Genomic DNA, 17,278 nt, shown 5'->3' with positions numbered 1-17,278 from the left:
GTATATAAATTAAACATAATGAATCAAGCTTTAACACATACAGAATCAAAACCAAAAGCAGCATCCAATAATGCTCCTCTTTTCAAACCTGTAATAGTTCAAAAAAAGATGAGTGTAGGTGCTGAAAACGATTCTTATGAAGTTGAAGCCGATGCAATAGCCGATAAAGTAATTCAAATGAATCCTATTGGTGAACATCGTTTTAATCAAACAAGTTCATTAGTACAGAAAAAATGTGCCCATTGTGAAGAAGAAGAAAAAGTCAGAAAAAAACCTCTAGCCGAAACTATAACGCCTTTAATTCAAAAGTCATCCCTTATTTCAAGTAATGAATCTCAAGCTCCATCTCATGTAGAAACTCAAATTAACACTACTAAAGGTAGTGGAAGTCGTTTGGATAATCATACTAGAGATTATATGGAAGAACGATTTGGAGTAGATTTTTCTGAAGTAAGAATTCATACGAATAGTCAAGCCATTCAAATGAGTCAAGATTTGAGTGCTCAGGCATTTACTGTTGGTAATGATATTTATTTTAATCAAGGACAATATAATCCTAATTCTAATAAGGGGAAACATTTATTGGCTCATGAATTAACCCATACGGTACAACAAAGTGGAAGTCAAGTAAAAAAACTTCAGAAAAAGTCTGATAGTCAAACCATACAACGAAATGTCTTTGGAGATATTGGAAGAGGAATAGCAAGAGGAGCCTCAACTGCTTGGGATTACACAGGAGGAGCTGCTATTCGTTTTGGAGGACGAGTTATTGAATGGGTTGAAGATAGAGCAGAAGAAATAATTAATGAAATTGCTCCAGGGTTATTACGTTTTTTGCGTTCTAGTATTTGGGAACCAATAAGAGACATGATAGCTAGAGGGTTAGATGCTATGACAGGCGGTTTATTTAGTCGGTTACAAGAAGAAGGGTTATCAGGAATTTTACATGAATTTGTTGATAATATAATAGAAACTTTGCAAGGAAATATTGCAGATGCTTGTAGAAGTTTTGCACAATTAGCAGAAAAGATATTCAACTTTATAAGTTCACTTAGTAGTAGTGCTTTAGCCCGATTAAAAGCTACTTTTACTAAAATAAGTGGTTTTTTTAGTGAAATTTGGAGTGATTATGGGAAACCAGCAATGGATGCTATAAAACACTATGCAAGAGCAGCGTGGGATTGGGTGGTAGAAAAAGCACAATGGTTATGGGATTTGATTGCTCCTATTCGTAATGCCATTCAAAGAGCTTGGAATTGGATAAAAAGAATGTTCAATATTGCATGGGAAAGCGCTACTTCTGCTTGGGATTGGTTGGTTGAAAAAGCCACTCAGGCATGGGAATGGATAAAACAAGCTATTGAGCCTATTAAAGTTCCATTAATGATTATAGGAGGTATAATTGTTCTGTTATCACCACTAGGAATTTTTGCTGTTATTGGAGCAGCAGTTTATGGTATTTATAGAGCGGTTCAATGGGTAAGAGCTAATTGGAATGATGAAGTGTTTGTTCGTTTTAGAAATTTTTTACAACAAAACATCTTTGATCCTATTCAAAGAGGAATCCAACAATTGCAAATCTTAGTAAATGTTGCTATGCAATGGTTGAGCGGTTTGTTTCAACAATTGCAAGCTGCTTTTCAATCTTTAGTAAATGCAGTGGCACAGTCTTCTATATTTAGATTTTTAAGAGGAATAGTTCAAAGGGTTTCTTCTATGATTCGTAGTGTTACTATGTGGATTGTAACTCAGGCTACACGATTAGGAAGATTTATTGCAGATGTGGCTCAAAGTATTTGGTCTTTTATTCGACCAGCAGTGGTTTTAGTGGGTAAACTAATTATTTTAGCCAATTTCCCTTGGTTAATTCCAATAGTAGTTATGGCTTGGTATTGGAGATTAATGCCAGATTGTTTCAAGCCACCAATCATTAATTTTGTATTAAGAGTAATGATAGGTGTTCTTAGAGCAATGCCAAATTTTGCTATGTTTGGAGAAACTTGGGTACAAGTTAAAACTAGAATTGTAGGATTTTTACAAGAGACATTAGAAAAATCTGATGAAGAAAAAATAACAGTTGCAAATAGAGTGGCTCGAATGGTTTCTGAAATGGATTTAAGTTTACTAAGCAATCAAATAGCAGCAGCAGCAGGAGCACCAGCAGAATTTGAAGGACAAATGGAAGAGGAATTATTAGGAGTTAATTTAACAACAGCATTACCATTTGAAAGAACCACTTTTGAAGAACCATCATTACAATCGCAATTTCAATCTTCTGGTTTAGGAGATAATGTTCCAGCAAGTGATGCCGCTTTATTCAGTCGTTCGGAATATACCAATCAACATATAGGAGTAGATAGTGTAGGAGAATTTGCTCCAAGTGAAGCTTTACAACAAGCTATTTTAAGTAGAACAGGAACTGAAGACGGAACTGTAGAATTTGGAAACTCTGATGATCCTTCAAGAACAGTACATGGAATTCTTTCTGAAATGATTCCATCTGGGCCTGCAGTTAGTGAAGGTGTAGAAGGAGGAATACCAGTAGAAGAAAACACTCCAGATTTTTTACAAATGACCCCTGAGGAAGAAACAGAGTTTCGTTTGCAACAAATGATCGATCAAAGCAATGAACGAATAGCTGAACAAGCCTGTACTCCTCCTTCACCAGAAGGAGCCTCACCAGAAGGAGCTGACGAAGCTTACCCTGAAGAGGCAAAATTTGGCCCACTTACGCGTTCCCAAAGGGGTCGTTACACTATGAGTCAAATGGCTTCTGGAATGGGTCATTGGTGGAGATGTAATAGAAATTGGCTTATTCCAACTATCATTGGAGTTATCATTGGAGTTGTTTTAGCTTTAGTTTTAACTGGAGGAACTGCATCTGGAGCATTAACCGCTATAGCAGGAGTTTTAATGCCAATTATGATAGGTGTTGCTGTTATTAGGGCTACATATTATTTAGGTGAATATGTATATAAATCTATTAATGGCGATATAGCAGGTGCAAGTAGAGCGTTAGCAAGAGGATTTGCAGTTGCTGCAGTAGAAGCTATTTTTGCACTTTTAGGAAGTTCTGCTTTTTGGAAATCATTAAAAGGAGGAATAAGTGGAGCAGGAAGAATAGCAGGAAGAGGAGCTAGAGCTTTAGTAAGAGGAACGGGTAGATTATTAACACGAAGTGGTCGTTTAGGCGCAGGTCTAGTTCGAACAGTTGGAGCAGGAAGTCGATCTGTTTTAAGAACAGCAGGAGCAGTTGTTACTAGAGGAAGAGTAATTCTGCAAGGAATTAGAGGTAGAATAGGCTCGGGTATTAGAACTCTTGAAGAATTAGGAGAACGATTGTTAGCCAGAACACGTTTTAGAGGATTTAGAATTCGTATTATAAACCGATGGTTTATTTTAGAAGCAAATATTAATCCTTGGACGATTATAATGGAAGGCCCATTAAGAGGTCAAATTGTTGAAGTTGATGATTTAATGGTAGCTGGAAAAAATATAGGGGATGATATATTTACAAGAGCTGGAAACGCAGGAACACGTATGCGTATTGTTTCAACGCGATCTAGTATGCCAAGAAGTTATAGAAGAATTTTCGAGATATTTCATGGATTACCACGAGGTGGGTCTGCAGGAACAGTTATTCATCACTTAGTTGAACAACAAACACGTACACTTTCAAATCTTATCACGAATGTTTTTTTACATGGTCCAGCTAATTTAAGAGCTATACCTAGAGGTTTTATTGAGCATTTTATTCATCTTTCACAAATAAGAATAATATGGAATAGATTTTACACTACGTTGCATAGTTTAATAGGTGTTGGGTCATTAACTGAAAGACAAATGTTTCAAGCATTGAGACATTTTGAAATATACACAGATGATTACATAAAGGCAATGCTTCAAATAGCCGAACAAAATAGTCATCTATCTGATGATATGTTAAGAGCCTTGTTAGAAACTGAAAGCACTCTTTGGCAACAAAATCGCACATTACAACAAGCAATATCGGATGCTATAGATTTCGGAAGATTACATTAACTTATTAACTAAAAAAAGGATATTTAATGATATTTAAGGTATAATTTTTTATGGAAAAACCAAATATATATGTTTTACATAGTGCTATAGTTATTGGAATAATTGTTAATTCAAAAGTAATAAATGAAGAAATTATTTGTCAAAAATGTGAGCTAAAAAAACTTCCAAAACAGTATAAAGAAATAAAGTATGAAATAGATTACTGGAATAATCAAGATATAGTCCAAGGAGAATCAATTTTCATGGTTAGTAATCGTTTAAAGTATGCATTAGAAGAAAGTGAAATAAAAGGCTGTTCTTTTGAAAAAGTTGAAATTCTAAAAAGTTCTTTTTTTGAAGATAAAAATCAAAAAGAAGAAACTAATTTACCAGTATTTTGGTCTTTAAATATATTAGAAAGATACATTGGTCCTGAAATATGGTGGAGAAAAATTCCATGTAAAGATTGTGACAAAAAAAAGTGGGATATTACTAATGCGGGTATTATTTCAATTTCAGTTCCATTTAATATAGATCCAATACCAACTAGAAAAGTTTTTTTTGATTCGTGGAAAGGAGCTGATATTTTTTACTTACAAGATCCAGATGCACCTATAGTTACTGAACAATTTGTTGATATATTAAAAAAATTCAACTGCGAAATTAATTTATTAGAAAGTGATTGGGTGTGAATTTTTATTCTAAAAACAAAAACAAATATGCTATTTGAAAATTTAAAAAACTATATAATAAATTTCCTTAAATCAGGAAATGAATTTAAGGATAACATTTCCTTTGTAGGCACTTTTTCAGAAATATTAGGAAGAGAAACCACTCATGAAGAAGGTTTTATTCTTTCCTTAGGATTAGTACCTCATATACTTCCAAGTTTTTTAGATGAAATTATTAAAGAAGTCTATCCAGAAGGAGGCGATTTTCCAGAATTAGGTGGAGTAAAAACAGAAAATCATAGAGGATTAATTCCTACAGGACAAACGGCTTTATATTTATTAGCTAAAAGCGATGTTGCCTATCGATTAAAAATTCAACAATTATTTTCACCCGAACATTGGTTTTTCAAAGATAACATTTTGTTTGTAGAAGAAGTTAAAGATGGAGAACCATTAATGAGTGGCAAACTGATTTTAGCAAAAGAAATAGTGCATTTACTTTGTTATGGTGAAATTCAAAAACCAAAATTTGGTACAAATTTTCCAGCTAAAGAAGTTACTACTTTTATGGAATGGAATGATTTAATAGTAAATGAATCGGTTCATACTCAAATTAACCAAATTAAACTTTGGATTAAACACCAGAAGACCTTATTAATGGACTGGGATATGAAAAAGCATGTGCTTCCAGGCTTTAGAACTTTGTTTTATGGACCGCCAGGAACAGGAAAAACCTTAACCGCAACATTATTTGGAAAAGAATTTAATCGTCCTGTATATCGAATTGATTTATCGCAAGTAGTGTCTAAATACATTGGAGAAACAGAACAAAACTTGGAAAAAATATTTAATCAGGCAGAAAATAAAGATTGGATTTTATTATTTGATGAAGCAGATGCTCTTTTTGGGAAACGTACCAGCACAAAATCTTCAAATGATCGTTATGCAAATCAAGAAGTAAGTTATCTTTTACAAAGGGTTGAACGTTTTAACGGATTGGTAATTCTAACATCAAATTTTAAGAATAATATAGATGATGCTTTTTTAAGAAGGTTTAATTCTATTATTAAGTTTTCAAAACCTACAGTAGAAGAACGGATTAAATTGTGGACAAATACAAGACCTAAAGACATTGATATTGATTCTAATTTAATTGTTCAATTAGCTACAAACTATGAATTAACTGGAGCGCAAATTGTTTCTGCAATTATGCATGCTTCTTTGCTTGCTATAGATAAAAAAGAAACTCACTTATCTAAAGAGAATTTATTATTAGGCATCAAAGGAGAATTTGATAAAGAAGAAAGACAGTTTAATTTTATTTAAACAAAAAAAGTTCAACATTTCTGTTGAACTTTTTGCTCCCCCTCTTGGGCTCGAACCAACTCCGATAGCTATCGGAGCTCTGATTAACAGTTGGTATACTTTTGTAGTAGTTTTTGAATTATTTCGGGATATTTCATCATGTTTTGAATATAAATTTTGCTTTTCATTTTTTTAATATGTTTTTCAATAACTAGAGTTTGTTTTTTATTTTCGCAATCAATTTTTAGAAATAAAACCCAATCAGTTGCATTATAGGTAAACTTTTTCTTACCAGCATTTTGGTGAAATTCTAGACGTAAGTCAAAATCTGAGGTGTAGCCTATGTAAAATAGATTTAATTTTTCAGAAAATAAAATATAAACACAATTCATAGTGAAAAGATAAAATATATACAAAACAAAAAAAGTCCAACATTTCTGTTGAACTTTTTGCTCCCCCTCTTGGGCTCGAACCAAGGACCCTCTGATTAACAGTCAGATGCTCTAACCAACTGAGCTAAGGAGGAAGGTGTTACACCGTTTTTGCGAGTGCAAATATAGAACACAATTTTATATTTGCAAACATTTTTTTGAATTTTTTTTATTTTTTATTGAAGAAAACTTCGCTTATCCAAAAGTAAATATCTTTACCAAAAGTTAAAGCCATCAGAGTCAGTAAGATAATCATTCCAGCGGTTTGAACATAGCCCATAGCTTTATCGCTTAAAGTTTTTCCAGTTATCATTTCTGCAATGGTAAAAAGTGCATGACCGCCATCTAAACCTGGAATAGGCAATAAATTCATAAAAGCTAATCCTATTGAAAATAAGGCTGTGAAATTCCAAATAAATTCCCAGTTCCATGTATCAGGTAATCTTCTTGCAATTCCTATGGGACTTTGAACTTGTGTGTAAGCACCTGTTTTAGGTCTTGCAATCAATTTTAAGCTTTGAACATTGTATTTAAATAATGACCAAGATTGTTTTACAGCTTCAGGAAAAGCTTCTGCAAAGCCTAATTTTTCTACAACAGTAAATTTCTCTTCTTCTTTATCATCTAACCCTATGCCAAGTTTTCCTGTTTTATCTAATTTTATTTTTATAGATTTTTCTTTACCTTTTCTTAAAACCGTTAGGGTAATTTCTTTCTCTTTATTTTCAGATAAAACTTTATTTAATTCTTTATTGGTTTCAATTTTGGTGTTATTAATGCTAACCATTCTATCATTAAATTCTAATCCTTGTTTCTCTCCCACTGAATTTTCTGCAAGACCACTTATAAAACTATTTTTTAAATTATAATTATAAGCTAAACCATAATTTTTTAAATTAGTTAGACTGGTATCTACTGCCGTTTTTACATTAATTTCTGTATTATTCCTATTTATTATAAAAGTAATAGAATCATTTTTAAGATTTTTCATGATATCAACAAATTCATCAACATAAGTGAATCGTTTATTATTTACACCAATTATCTCATCATATTTTTCAAAGACTTTATTTTGCCCTGTATATGAGTCAATAAAATAGCGATTTATGTTTGATCTTGCATGAACAAATCCTCTACCTTCTTTTTTTATAATTTCTCCTTTTTGTTCATCTGTTAATAATAATTCAATTTTTTCTCCTTGACGATCAATTTCTACTTTGTCACCAAAAAGGACACCCATAGTCATGAATTTAAAATCATCATGAAATTTACCATCAATTCCTATGATTTTGTCGCCATTTTTAAAACCCACATGTTGACCTACTTCACCAAATGATAACCCGTTTTTTTGTAATTCTTCTGTAGAGATAACTTTTTTACCAACAGTAGTATACATGATAGTAAAAATGAACCATGCTAATAAGATATTAACTATAATTCCACCAAGCATAATGATTAATCTTTGCCAAGCTGGTTTTGAACGAAACTCCCAAGGTTGTGCTTCTTGTTTCATTTGTTCTGTATCCATACTTTCATCTATCATTCCAGCTAATTTTACATAACCTCCTAATGGTAACCACCCAATTCCCCATTCGGTTTCTCCAATTTTTTTCTTAACTAGTGAAAAACCAGCATCCATAAATAAGTAGAATTTCTCAACTCTTACTTTAAACATTTTTGCTGTTATATAATGACCAAATTCATGAAGAATAACTAATACTGAAAGTATAAATAGAATTTGAACTAATTGAATCATGTGTTTTATTTTTTTATTGGAAAAGCAAAAGTAAGGTTTTCACCTTACTTTTTATCATTATTTTTATAGGAGACTATTTTTTTATAAAATTTTTATGAATTATCCCTTCTGAGGTGCTTATTCTAGCAAAATGAATTCCGTTTGTTAATTCTTCTATTGAAAAATCTTTAGTATATTTAGTTAAGACTAATTGTCCTAATGTATTATAACATTCTACTTTTTGTATAGAAACAGAACTAGGAAGTTGGATATGTAAGTTTTTATTAGATGGATTTGGATATAAAGAAACAGTTTCTGCTAATTCAAAATTTTCATTACCTAAAGTAGCAGTATTGTTTTTTGAAATAATATGTTTATTAGGATCAAATTCAACATCAGTTACAGTAAATGGAACTGATACAATGAATTCTTGTCCTTCAAATTGATGTTCTACTACTACATCGTGAACTTGACCATTATTGTCTGTTAATCTGATTTCTAATGGCATTTCAAAATAAGAAACACTTGCATCTGATTGTGTTTGGAATACTGTAATTTTAGCCTGTCCAGCTCCCCAATTTTGAGCTGTAATAGAATAAGTTGGATAACCTTGTCCGTATAGCCAATCATTAAAATATTCATCTAAACTACTTCCATATATTGCCTCTAAATGTGATTTTAAATCATCGGTTACAGCATACTTATAAGCAAGATTGGAATCGGCCAAATAATTTTTAATGGCTTGAAAAAATGCCGCATCACCCATTTTCCATCGAAGCATATGAACTACCATGGATCCTTTATTGTAAGTTAATCTACCACTAAAAATTCTATTTACATTTAAAGCCTCTGTATCAGTAAGATATACTGCACCACCTGTTTGTGAGGTTATATTATTTATTTTTCCATTTTTCCAAGAGACAAAAGAAGCATCTCCGTCTAAATTTTCCACTACTAGGCCAGATAAATATTCAGCAAAACCTTCATTTAACCAAATATCCTTCCATGTTCCACAAGTAATTTTATCTCCAAACCATTGATGTGCTAATTCGTGAGCAATTAAACTTCTTCCAAAACTACCCATGAAAGAGACTGTGGTATGTTCCATTCCGCCTCCCCAACCAAACTGAGCATGCCCATATTTTTCATCATGAAATGGATATGGTTCAAATAAAGTTTCGAAAACATTCATTACGGGTAAGGTTTGGGCTAATTGAGTTTGTGCACTTGAAAAGTTTTCAGGATAGATATAATTTACAATTGGAAAATCATTAGGTGCAGTTCCTGCTGTTTGAGTAAATATTTGATAGTTTGTTACTGCTATTGCTACTAAATAGGCAGGTATTGGATAACTATGATGAAAATGAGTAGTTTTTGTTCCATTTCCATTATCTATAGCTGATTGTTCTAATCCATTTGAAACACTAACATATGCTGTGGGAGCAGTAATGTAAACATCAATACTTTCAATCTTATCATTTAAATCTTGTTTGCAAGGCCACCAGTCTCTTGCTCCAAAAGGTTCTGAAAGAGTATAAATTACAGGAGTACCATTATGAGTTGAAGCAGTAAAGGCATCTTCACCCGTTGCTGGAGCACCAGAATAAGTTATAATAACAGTTCCACTATTTCCTGAAAGAATAGTAGAGGGTAGCGTAATTACTAATTCATCATTAGTATTTTGAATAAATGATAATGAATTACTATTCATTGTAACATTACTAACCGTTAATTGATTTGTTAAATCGAAAGTAACTGTACTCATATCAGACAAAGCGGTAAAAGTAGTTGTTACTTGCCCTGCAATATTATAGACTGCTGGATCAACTGTAAAACGCAATTCTTGATAGGTAACATCGTAATTTTGGGTATTAGGATTTACTTGAATATTTTGTAATGAAGAAGCCGATTTCATTTCAGCTTCAACCATCTTATTAAATTCTTCATTTTCAGTTTGTGAATAACTTACAAATGAAAGTAAGGTAAAAAGGGATAAAAGATATTTTTTCATGTAGGTATAGGTATATATTTTTTGCTAAAGTATTAATTTTTAAAATATTATTTAATTCTTAATGTAGTCAAATTTTAAAAACGCAAAAAAAATGATGGTAACACACAAAAATTCAATTGGATATCATTTTCAAATAGATCTTCGATTTTTTCTTCTGGTTCAAAAAAACTTAGCCCAATTTTAATCACATTTGGGTTGCATTCGGAAAGAAATTTATCATAAAAACCTTTACCATAGCCTACACGATTTCCTTGTTTATCATAAGCTAGAAGTGGGACAAAAACGACATCAATCATTTCTGTAGGAACATTTAAACCAGTCACAGGCTCAGGAATGTTATACTCGTTTTTCTTTATTTTAGTATTGTCGGTTAATAAGAAATGAGTCATTGTAGTAGTTTTAAAATCAGATTTTGAAACCACAACCTCTTTATCTTTACCAGCTAAAATTTGTAAAATATATTCTGTATTTACTTCTTTTTGTTCTTCAATGGGTAAAAAAACATGATAATAAGTTTTGTCCCAAATGTCCATTTTTAATAATTGATTGGCTATAGCCAAACTTTTATCTTCAATTTCTTCTTGCGAAAGTTGCTGTCTTAATCCTTTGTATTTCTGTCTTAGTTCTTTTTTATTCATGAATAGAAATTTTCAGTTCGTCTATAAAAGTAGTCAAATGTTCAATTTCCACATGATCCATTAAAACAATTTTATACCACTTATTGTGTTCGTTGTGTTGTTGAGGAACTAAATCATATTTTTCTGCAATAGTTTCAGGAATGTTTTGAGAATGAATAGTCACAATATTCATGTGTGGTTCTCTAAAATATTTTATTCCTAGTTTATCTAATTCGCTACATAAAAAATGAGTTCTCATTTGGAGAATGCTAATTTTTTCATACCAACCATGAGGACCATAAGTAAATAAAATCATCCATACCGCAACTGCATTTGCACCTGATCGACTTCCACAAAGTGTTAAATCCATTCCTTCTACATATTCTGCTTCTTTAGTTAATACATTTTCAATTAAGCCTTTTCTGCAAATAAAAATGCCCGTTCCATAAGGTGCTTGAAGCATTTTATGTGCATCAATTGTAATAGAGCTTATTTTTGGATTGTTAAAATTAATTTCAGAAAGTTTGTTGCTAAATGGATAGACAAATCCTCCATAAGCACCATCAATGTGTAATTTATAGTTAGCATTATGTTTTTCTAATGCATTTGTATAAATGGAAGGATTGTCAACAGAACCAAACATAGTTGTTCCCATATTGGCAACAGCCATGAAATATTTTTTACCATTTAAAATGGCTTCAGTAATGATTTGATTCAATTGCTCTTTTTGAATTTCTCTTGATTCAAATTCTACAGGGATTTTTAACCAATCAATTTGTAATAAATTTGAACCTTTAGGAATGGAGTAATGAGTGTCTTCTGATGCTAAAATAACAATCTCATTTAATTTAGCATTAAATTGATGCATGAAATAATTTCTAAAAACCCAAAGAGCTTGAATATTAGCCTCAGTTCCTCCTGGAGCAATATAACCATCAAATTCTTTTTCTTTTGCATTAAAGACATCAACAGCAAGCACATTTAAGACTTCTCTTTCAATTTCTTGTGTTCCGCTAAATGCTTTTTCTGATGTCCCAAAAGTATGACAACCTATATTGTTTGGATTGGCAACATAAGTTTGTAAAGTAGGAGCATCTTTTAAAAAAGGAGCATCATCATAAAAGACTTTTCCGTCTAATTTTGAAGCAGGGTAACCTAAAGAAGTGTCTTTAGAAAAATTTACATTTTCTTTTAAAGCTTCTTGTATTCTATTTCTTAACTGATCGTGTTTAAATTTTTTCCAGAATTGCATGTCTTTTTTTTACAAATTTACAATTTTGAAAATCTAGAAACATGATAAATGTTAGTTTTCTAAATGAGTTGAAATATGAAAAATAGCATCACCTTGATAAACAATAGAAGCATCATTTGCATTAATTAAGTAGCCACTATTGGGTGCTTTTACTTTATGCTCTACTTTTCCAAAAGGATCTGAAATAGTAGCAAGAATTTCTCCCTTATTAATGTAATTGCCTACTTTAGTTAAGCCAATAAACATCCCTGAGTATTGTGCTCTAATCCAATTTGATTTTTCAATAAAAATAGTTGGGCTTTCAGTAAAATCAGCATCTTTTTTAGGATTTAACATGTCTAAATGAAATAAGAATCGCTTACTTCCCTCAATTCCTGCTTGCGTAATTTTAGAATTTAAATCTAAGGATTTTCCACCTTCGAAAAGCAACATTTTTACATCTAACTTAGTGCAAGCATTTCTAAATGAGCCTTGTATGTTTTTAGAATATAATGTAAAAGGAGCATTAAATACCTTTGCTAATTCTTTTAATTGGGTGTTGTTGGGAACAATTCGTATCTGAGGAGCATTAAACCTACTGGCTCCACCTGCATGAAAATCAACTGCATAATCAATAACTGGAATTATTTCTTTAACTAAAAAATGAGCAAATCTACTAGCTAACGAACCCGTTTTACTACCTGGAAAAACACGGTTCAAATCGCGACCGTCTGGAAATTGTCTACTTTGATTTACAAAACCAAAAATATTAATAATTGGGATACAAATGATAGTGCCACATTTTGGTTTATTGATTTTTCGTCTTATAATTTGTCTTACTATTTCTGTTCCGTTAATTTCATCTCCATGTAAACCAGCACTAAATAAAACAACTGGACCATCAATTTTGGAACGCTCAATTATAATAGGAATTTTAAGCTTAGTCATTGTTTGTAATTTGGCAATTTCCACTTCCACTATTTTGCTTTCTCCTGGCAAAATATTTTCTCCTAATAACTCTAAAGGCTTGCTTTTCATTTTCATTTAATAATTTGATAAAAGTAATAATTTATTGTGTGTAATTAATATTCCTAATTTTGTAATTTTGTTCAATGCAAACTTCTCTCGAACTACAAATACAAACTTTACCCGATAATCCTGGAGTTTATCAATACTTTGATAAGGATGATAAGGTTTTATATGTAGGTAAAGCCAAAAATCTTAAAAAAAGGGTTTCGAGTTATTTTACTAAAAGTCATGATAATTATAAGACGAGTGTATTAGTAAAAAAAATTGCTTCTATTAAGCATATTGTTGTAACTTCAGAATCTGATGCATTACTACTTGAGAATAATCTTATAAAAAAATTACAACCACGTTATAATATTCTTCTTAAAGACGATAAAAGTTACCCTTGGATTTGCATTAAAAATGAACCTTTTTCACGAATTTTTCCGACTAGAAGAATGATTAAAGATGGTTCAGAATATTATGGACCATATACTAATTTTAAAACCGTCAATACCATTTTAGAAGTAATAAAAGAGCTTTATCCTTTAAGAACTTGTAATTATGATTTGTCGCAAGGAAATATTAAATCTGGCAAGTATAAAGTGTGTTTGGAATATCATATAGGTAATTGTAAAGGACCTTGTGAAGGTTTAGAATCATTAGCTAATTATCAAAAACAAGTTGAAGCCATTCGTCAAATTTTGAAAGGAAATTTTAAGGACAGTTTAAAAGATTTCAAAAAGCAAATGATTGATTTTGCACAGGATATGCAATTTGAAGCAGCTCAGAAAATTAAAGAAAAAATTGAAGTTTTGGAAAATTATCAAGCAAAGTCAACAGTTTTAAATTCTAAATTATCAAATATTGATGTGTTTTCAATAGTTTCGGATGAAACTATGGCTTATGTAAACTTTCTTCAAATTTCACATGGAGCAATTGTACGTTCGCACACTATGGAAATCAAAAAGAAATTAGAAGAAACGGATGAAGAATTATTAGAATTAGCAGTGGTAGAATTAAGAGAACGTTTTAAATTAAATTCCAAAGAGATTATTCTGCCTTTTCCATTATCATTAGGAGAAAACCTTAAAATTACAGTTCCTCAATTAGGAGATAAAAGACAAATATTAGATTTGTCAATCCGAAATGCAAAATATTATAGAATGGATCAACTAAAACAAATTAAAATTGTTGATCCAGATAGGCATACTAATAGAATAATGGCTCAAATGAAAAAAGATTTGCGTCTTTCTGTTGAACCGAGACATATCGAATGTTTTGATAATTCTAATATTCAAGGGACAAATCCTGTAGCAGCTTGTGTAGTTTTTAAAGATGGTAAACCTAGCAAGAAAGACTATCGTCATTTTAACATAAAAACAGTTGAAGGGCCAGATGATTTTGCTTCTATGGAAGAAGTAGTTTACAGAAGATATAAAAGATTATTAGATGAAAACCAGCCTTTACCTCAATTAATCATTATTGACGGAGGAAAAGGACAATTGTCTTCAGCTTTAAAAAGTTTAGATGTACTTGAGTTAAGAGGTAAAATTGCTATAATTGGTATTGCAAAGCGACTGGAAGAGCTCTATTATCCGGGTGATTCAGTTCCTTTGTATTTGGATAAAAAATCGGAAACATTAAAAATAATACAGTTTTTAAGAAATGAAGCCCATCGTTTTGGAATCACACATCATCGAGATAAAAGAAGTAAATCTGCTTTGACTAATAGTTTAGAATCAATTCCTGGAATAGGAGAAAAAACAATGATTACGTTATTAAAACATTTCAAAAGTGTTAAAAGATTGCAAAATGCATCTGAAAATGACATTTCTGAGATTGTTGGTCTTTCAAAAGCCAAAAAAATTACCGACTTTTACAAGACTATTCAAGAATAGTTGTAATATGAAGAGAATTTTACTCATTTTAGCCTTTTTATCTGTTTCTTTACTTAGTTTCGGACAGGACTCTATTGTTCAAAAAAAGCCAAAAATAGGTTTAGTTCTTAGTGGTGGAGGTGCTAAAGGATTGGCTCATATAGGTGTTCTGAAAATAATAGATTCCTTAGGGATAAAAATTGATTATGTAGGAGGAACAAGCATGGGAGCAATTATCGGAGGGTTATATGCTTCAGGCTATTCGGGTAAAGAATTAGATTCATTGTTTAGAGAAATTGACACTGATGCTCTTTTACAAGATTATACTCCTAGAGATTCTAAGACTTTTTATGAAAAACGGAATGATGAAATTTATGCCTTTTCATTACCTTTTAATGATTTTAGAGTAGAATTGCCTAAAGCACTTTCTAAAGGATTATACAATTATCACTTGATGTCAAAATTAACTAAACACGTTTCTAATGTGACTGATTTTAATCAATTACCAATTCCTTTTTTATGTATTGCTACTAATGCTGAAACTGGTGAAGAAGTTATTTTAGACAAAGGAACTTTGCCAAAAGCATTATTGGCAAGTGGAGCTATTCCTACATTATACAATCCCATAGAAATAGATGGCAAAATGTTGATTGATGGTGGAGTAGTTAATAATTATCCAGTAGAAGAATTAATTAAAAAAGGAGCAGATATTATTATTGGTGTAGATGTGCAAGATGGATTAAAAAAAATGTCAGAGATTAAAGGAGCTACGGGCATTTTGGCTCAAGTGACTAATTATTCTATGATTGAAAAAATGAATAAGAAAAGATCTTTGACAAATATTTATATTAAGCCCAATATTAAAGGATATACTGTTGTTTCTTTTGAAAAAGGAAATGAAATTGTAGTAAAAGGTGAAAATGCAGCAAGAAAACATTTAAATGAATTAGTACCGTTAAAAAGCAATTATGAAAGACCTTTTGTAGAAAAGGAAAAGGTAAACACTTTGTATGTTAATGAAGTTGAAATTAATAATTTGGATAAATTTACAAGAGCCTATATTATAGGTAAACTAAAATTTAATAGTAATTCTAAGATTGAATATAGTGCTATAGAAAAAGGGATAAATAATTTAAATGCTACTCAAAATTTTGAATCTATATTCTATTATCTTCAAAAGAATGGTGATGGTGAAAAATTAGTAATAGATGTAACAGAAAGTAAAAAAAATACCTTTTTAAAACTGGGTTTGCATTATGATGGACTTTTAAAAAGCGCCTTACTTATTAACGTTACAAAGAAAAATTTAATAGCAAAAAATGATGTTTTTTCTTTAGATGTAGGTTTGGGGGATAATTTTAGATATAATTTGAATTATTATGTAGATAATGGTTTTTACGTTAGTTATGGATTTAATTCTAAATACATTGATTTAAATCGAAATTTACAAAATGACTTTTCTGGCAACTTATTATTGAATAATGCAGGATTATCTTCTTTGAATATCGATTTTTCAGATTTTTCAAACCAAGCGTATATTCAAACTATTTTTGCTCAAAAATTTTCAATTGGAGCAGGTGTTGAATTAAAACATTTAAAAATCGAATCAAAAACTATAATACAAAACACAGAACCAATAATTGATAACAGCGATTATTTTTCGCTTTTTGGGTTCTTAAAATATGATTCTTTTGACAATAAATATTTTCCTAAAAAAGGATGGTATTTTATAGGAGATTTAAAACCAGTATTATATTCTTCAGATAGAATGGATAATTTTGAAAAATTCACCATTGCAAAAGCGGATGGAGCAATTGCGTATACGATAAATAAAAATTTTACTTTTAAAGTGCAATCAGAAGGAGGTTTTTCAATAGGCGAAAATAGAGTACCTTACTTAGATTTTGCATTAGGAGGCTATGGATATACTCAAATTAATAATTTAAGACCATTTTTAGGATATGACTTTATTGCTTTAAGTGGTAATAGTTATGTTAAAGGAAGTTTAGTTTTTGATTATGAAATTTTCAAGAAAAACCATTTGAATTTTACGGCTAATTATGCTAATATTGGAGATAATATTTTTGATGATGGAACGTGGATAAAAAAACCTGCTTACAGTGGTTATGGTTTAGGTTATGGTATAGAATCATTAATTGGACCTATAGAAATAAAGCATTCTTGGTCACCAGAAACAAAAGATCATCATACTTGGTTTAGTATAGGTTTTACTTTTTAATTTTTTTTCCGATATTTGTATAGATGAAAAAATGGGACAACTTATTAATCCTTTTAAAATTCCTCATCAAGAGAAATCCTGAGTGAGTTGGTTTGTTGTGGTTACTTTAAAGTTTGGAAACAACTTTAAA

Annotated in this window: 11 protein-coding genes and 1 tRNA gene; 5 read left to right on the top strand and 7 right to left on the bottom strand. The window is 30.9% G+C overall.

The features are described 5' to 3' along the window. Window positions 1–18 precede the first annotated feature (18 nt). From ACULEV_RS16520 to ACULEV_RS16510, 3 genes are read left to right on the top strand one after another with little or no spacing between them, the layout of a single operon-like run. Window positions 19–4,041: an eCIS core domain-containing protein gene (locus ACULEV_RS16520; protein ID WP_445456147.1), complete on the top strand. Its 4,023-nt coding sequence runs from the start codon at window positions 19–21 to the stop codon at window positions 4,039–4,041. A gap of 50 nt (window positions 4,042–4,091) precedes the next feature. Further along, on the top strand, window positions 4,092–4,712 hold the full coding sequence (locus tag ACULEV_RS16515; protein ID WP_445456146.1) for a hypothetical protein: 621 nt from the start codon (window positions 4,092–4,094) through the stop codon (window positions 4,710–4,712). 27 nt (window positions 4,713–4,739) lie between these two features. Continuing rightward, window positions 4,740–6,017, top strand: coding sequence for an ATP-binding protein (locus ACULEV_RS16510; protein ID WP_445456145.1), 1,278 nt, complete (start codon window positions 4,740–4,742; stop codon window positions 6,015–6,017). Between the two features lie 83 nt (window positions 6,018–6,100). On the opposite strand, the gene ACULEV_RS16505 is transcribed toward ACULEV_RS16510, so the two are convergent. The 7 genes from ACULEV_RS16505 to ACULEV_RS16475 all read right to left on the bottom strand — a co-directional run bounded on the left by ACULEV_RS16505 (window position 6,101) and on the right by ACULEV_RS16475 (window position 13,059). Then, complete coding sequence (locus tag ACULEV_RS16505) at window positions 6,101–6,388, bottom strand: GIY-YIG nuclease family protein (RefSeq protein ID WP_445456144.1); 288 nt, start codon at window positions 6,386–6,388, stop codon at window positions 6,101–6,103. 60 nt (window positions 6,389–6,448) lie between these two features. Beyond that, window positions 6,449–6,522: transfer RNA gene (locus tag ACULEV_RS16500), tRNA-Asn, on the bottom strand. A 74-nt stretch (window positions 6,523–6,596) separates the two neighbouring features. Next, window positions 6,597–8,183 carry a site-2 protease family protein gene (locus ACULEV_RS16495; RefSeq protein WP_445456143.1) on the bottom strand — a complete coding sequence of 529 codons (1,587 nt, stop codon included), beginning with the start codon at window positions 8,181–8,183 and terminating at the stop codon, window positions 6,597–6,599. Window positions 8,184–8,256: 73 nt separating this feature from the next. After that, on the bottom strand, window positions 8,257–10,173 hold the full coding sequence (locus ACULEV_RS16490; RefSeq protein ID WP_445456142.1) for a M1 family aminopeptidase: 1,917 nt from the start codon (window positions 10,171–10,173) through the stop codon (window positions 8,257–8,259). A gap of 74 nt (window positions 10,174–10,247) precedes the next feature. Next, window positions 10,248–10,811 carry a 5-formyltetrahydrofolate cyclo-ligase gene (locus ACULEV_RS16485; RefSeq protein ID WP_445456141.1) on the bottom strand — a complete coding sequence of 188 codons (564 nt, stop codon included), beginning with the start codon at window positions 10,809–10,811 and terminating at the stop codon, window positions 10,248–10,250. Beyond that, entirely contained in the window at window positions 10,804–12,042 is a 1,239-nt protein-coding gene (locus ACULEV_RS16480) for a pyridoxal-dependent decarboxylase (RefSeq protein ID WP_445456140.1), read from the bottom strand. Before ACULEV_RS16480 ends, ACULEV_RS16485 begins: the two co-directional genes overlap by 8 nt. Before the next feature lie 51 nt (window positions 12,043–12,093). After that, a complete protein-coding gene (locus ACULEV_RS16475; RefSeq protein WP_445456139.1) occupies window positions 12,094–13,059 on the bottom strand; it encodes a succinylglutamate desuccinylase/aspartoacylase family protein in 966 nt (321 codons plus the stop codon). Window positions 13,060–13,133: 74 nt separating this feature from the next. On the opposite strand from ACULEV_RS16475, the gene uvrC reads away from it, so the two are divergent. Both uvrC and ACULEV_RS16465 read left to right on the top strand, forming a co-directional pair. Further along, entirely contained in the window at window positions 13,134–14,930 is a 1,797-nt protein-coding gene (uvrC, locus tag ACULEV_RS16470; protein ID WP_445456138.1) for an excinuclease ABC subunit UvrC, read from the top strand. A gap of 7 nt (window positions 14,931–14,937) precedes the next feature. Beyond that, window positions 14,938–17,148, top strand: a complete 2,211-nt coding sequence (locus ACULEV_RS16465) for a patatin-like phospholipase family protein (RefSeq protein WP_445456137.1) — start codon at window positions 14,938–14,940, stop codon at window positions 17,146–17,148. The last annotated feature ends 130 nt before the right edge of the window (window positions 17,149–17,278 follow it).

The sequence above is a fragment of the Flavobacterium sp. HNIBRBA15423 genome, from assembly GCF_052655965.1.
Note: the sequence above shows the minus strand (reverse complement) of the source record. Positions and strands in the feature narration are given on the sequence as shown.

Bases quoted from the DNA above. Each gene is read 5' to 3' on its own strand.
- ACULEV_RS16510 (WP_445456145.1), top strand. From the start codon at position 4,740: ATGCTATTTGAAAATTTAAAAAACTATATAATAAATTTCCTTAAATCA.
- ACULEV_RS16520 (WP_445456147.1), top strand. From the start codon at position 19: ATGAATCAAGCTTTAACACATACAGAATCAAAACCAAAAGCAGCATCC.
- ACULEV_RS16480 (WP_445456140.1), bottom strand. From the start codon at position 12,042: ATGCAATTCTGGAAAAAATTTAAACACGATCAGTTAAGAAATAGAATA.
- ACULEV_RS16515 (WP_445456146.1), top strand. From the start codon at position 4,092: ATGGAAAAACCAAATATATATGTTTTACATAGTGCTATAGTTATTGGA.
- ACULEV_RS16505 (WP_445456144.1), bottom strand. From the start codon at position 6,388: ATGAATTGTGTTTATATTTTATTTTCTGAAAAATTAAATCTATTTTAC.
- uvrC (WP_445456138.1), top strand. From the start codon at position 13,134: ATGCAAACTTCTCTCGAACTACAAATACAAACTTTACCCGATAATCCT.
- ACULEV_RS16475 (WP_445456139.1), bottom strand. From the start codon at position 13,059: ATGAAAAGCAAGCCTTTAGAGTTATTAGGAGAAAATATTTTGCCAGGA.
- ACULEV_RS16485 (WP_445456141.1), bottom strand. From the start codon at position 10,811: ATGAATAAAAAAGAACTAAGACAGAAATACAAAGGATTAAGACAGCAA.
- ACULEV_RS16490 (WP_445456142.1), bottom strand. From the start codon at position 10,173: ATGAAAAAATATCTTTTATCCCTTTTTACCTTACTTTCATTTGTAAGT.
- ACULEV_RS16495 (WP_445456143.1), bottom strand. From the start codon at position 8,183: ATGATTCAATTAGTTCAAATTCTATTTATACTTTCAGTATTAGTTATT.
- ACULEV_RS16465 (WP_445456137.1), top strand. From the start codon at position 14,938: ATGAAGAGAATTTTACTCATTTTAGCCTTTTTATCTGTTTCTTTACTT.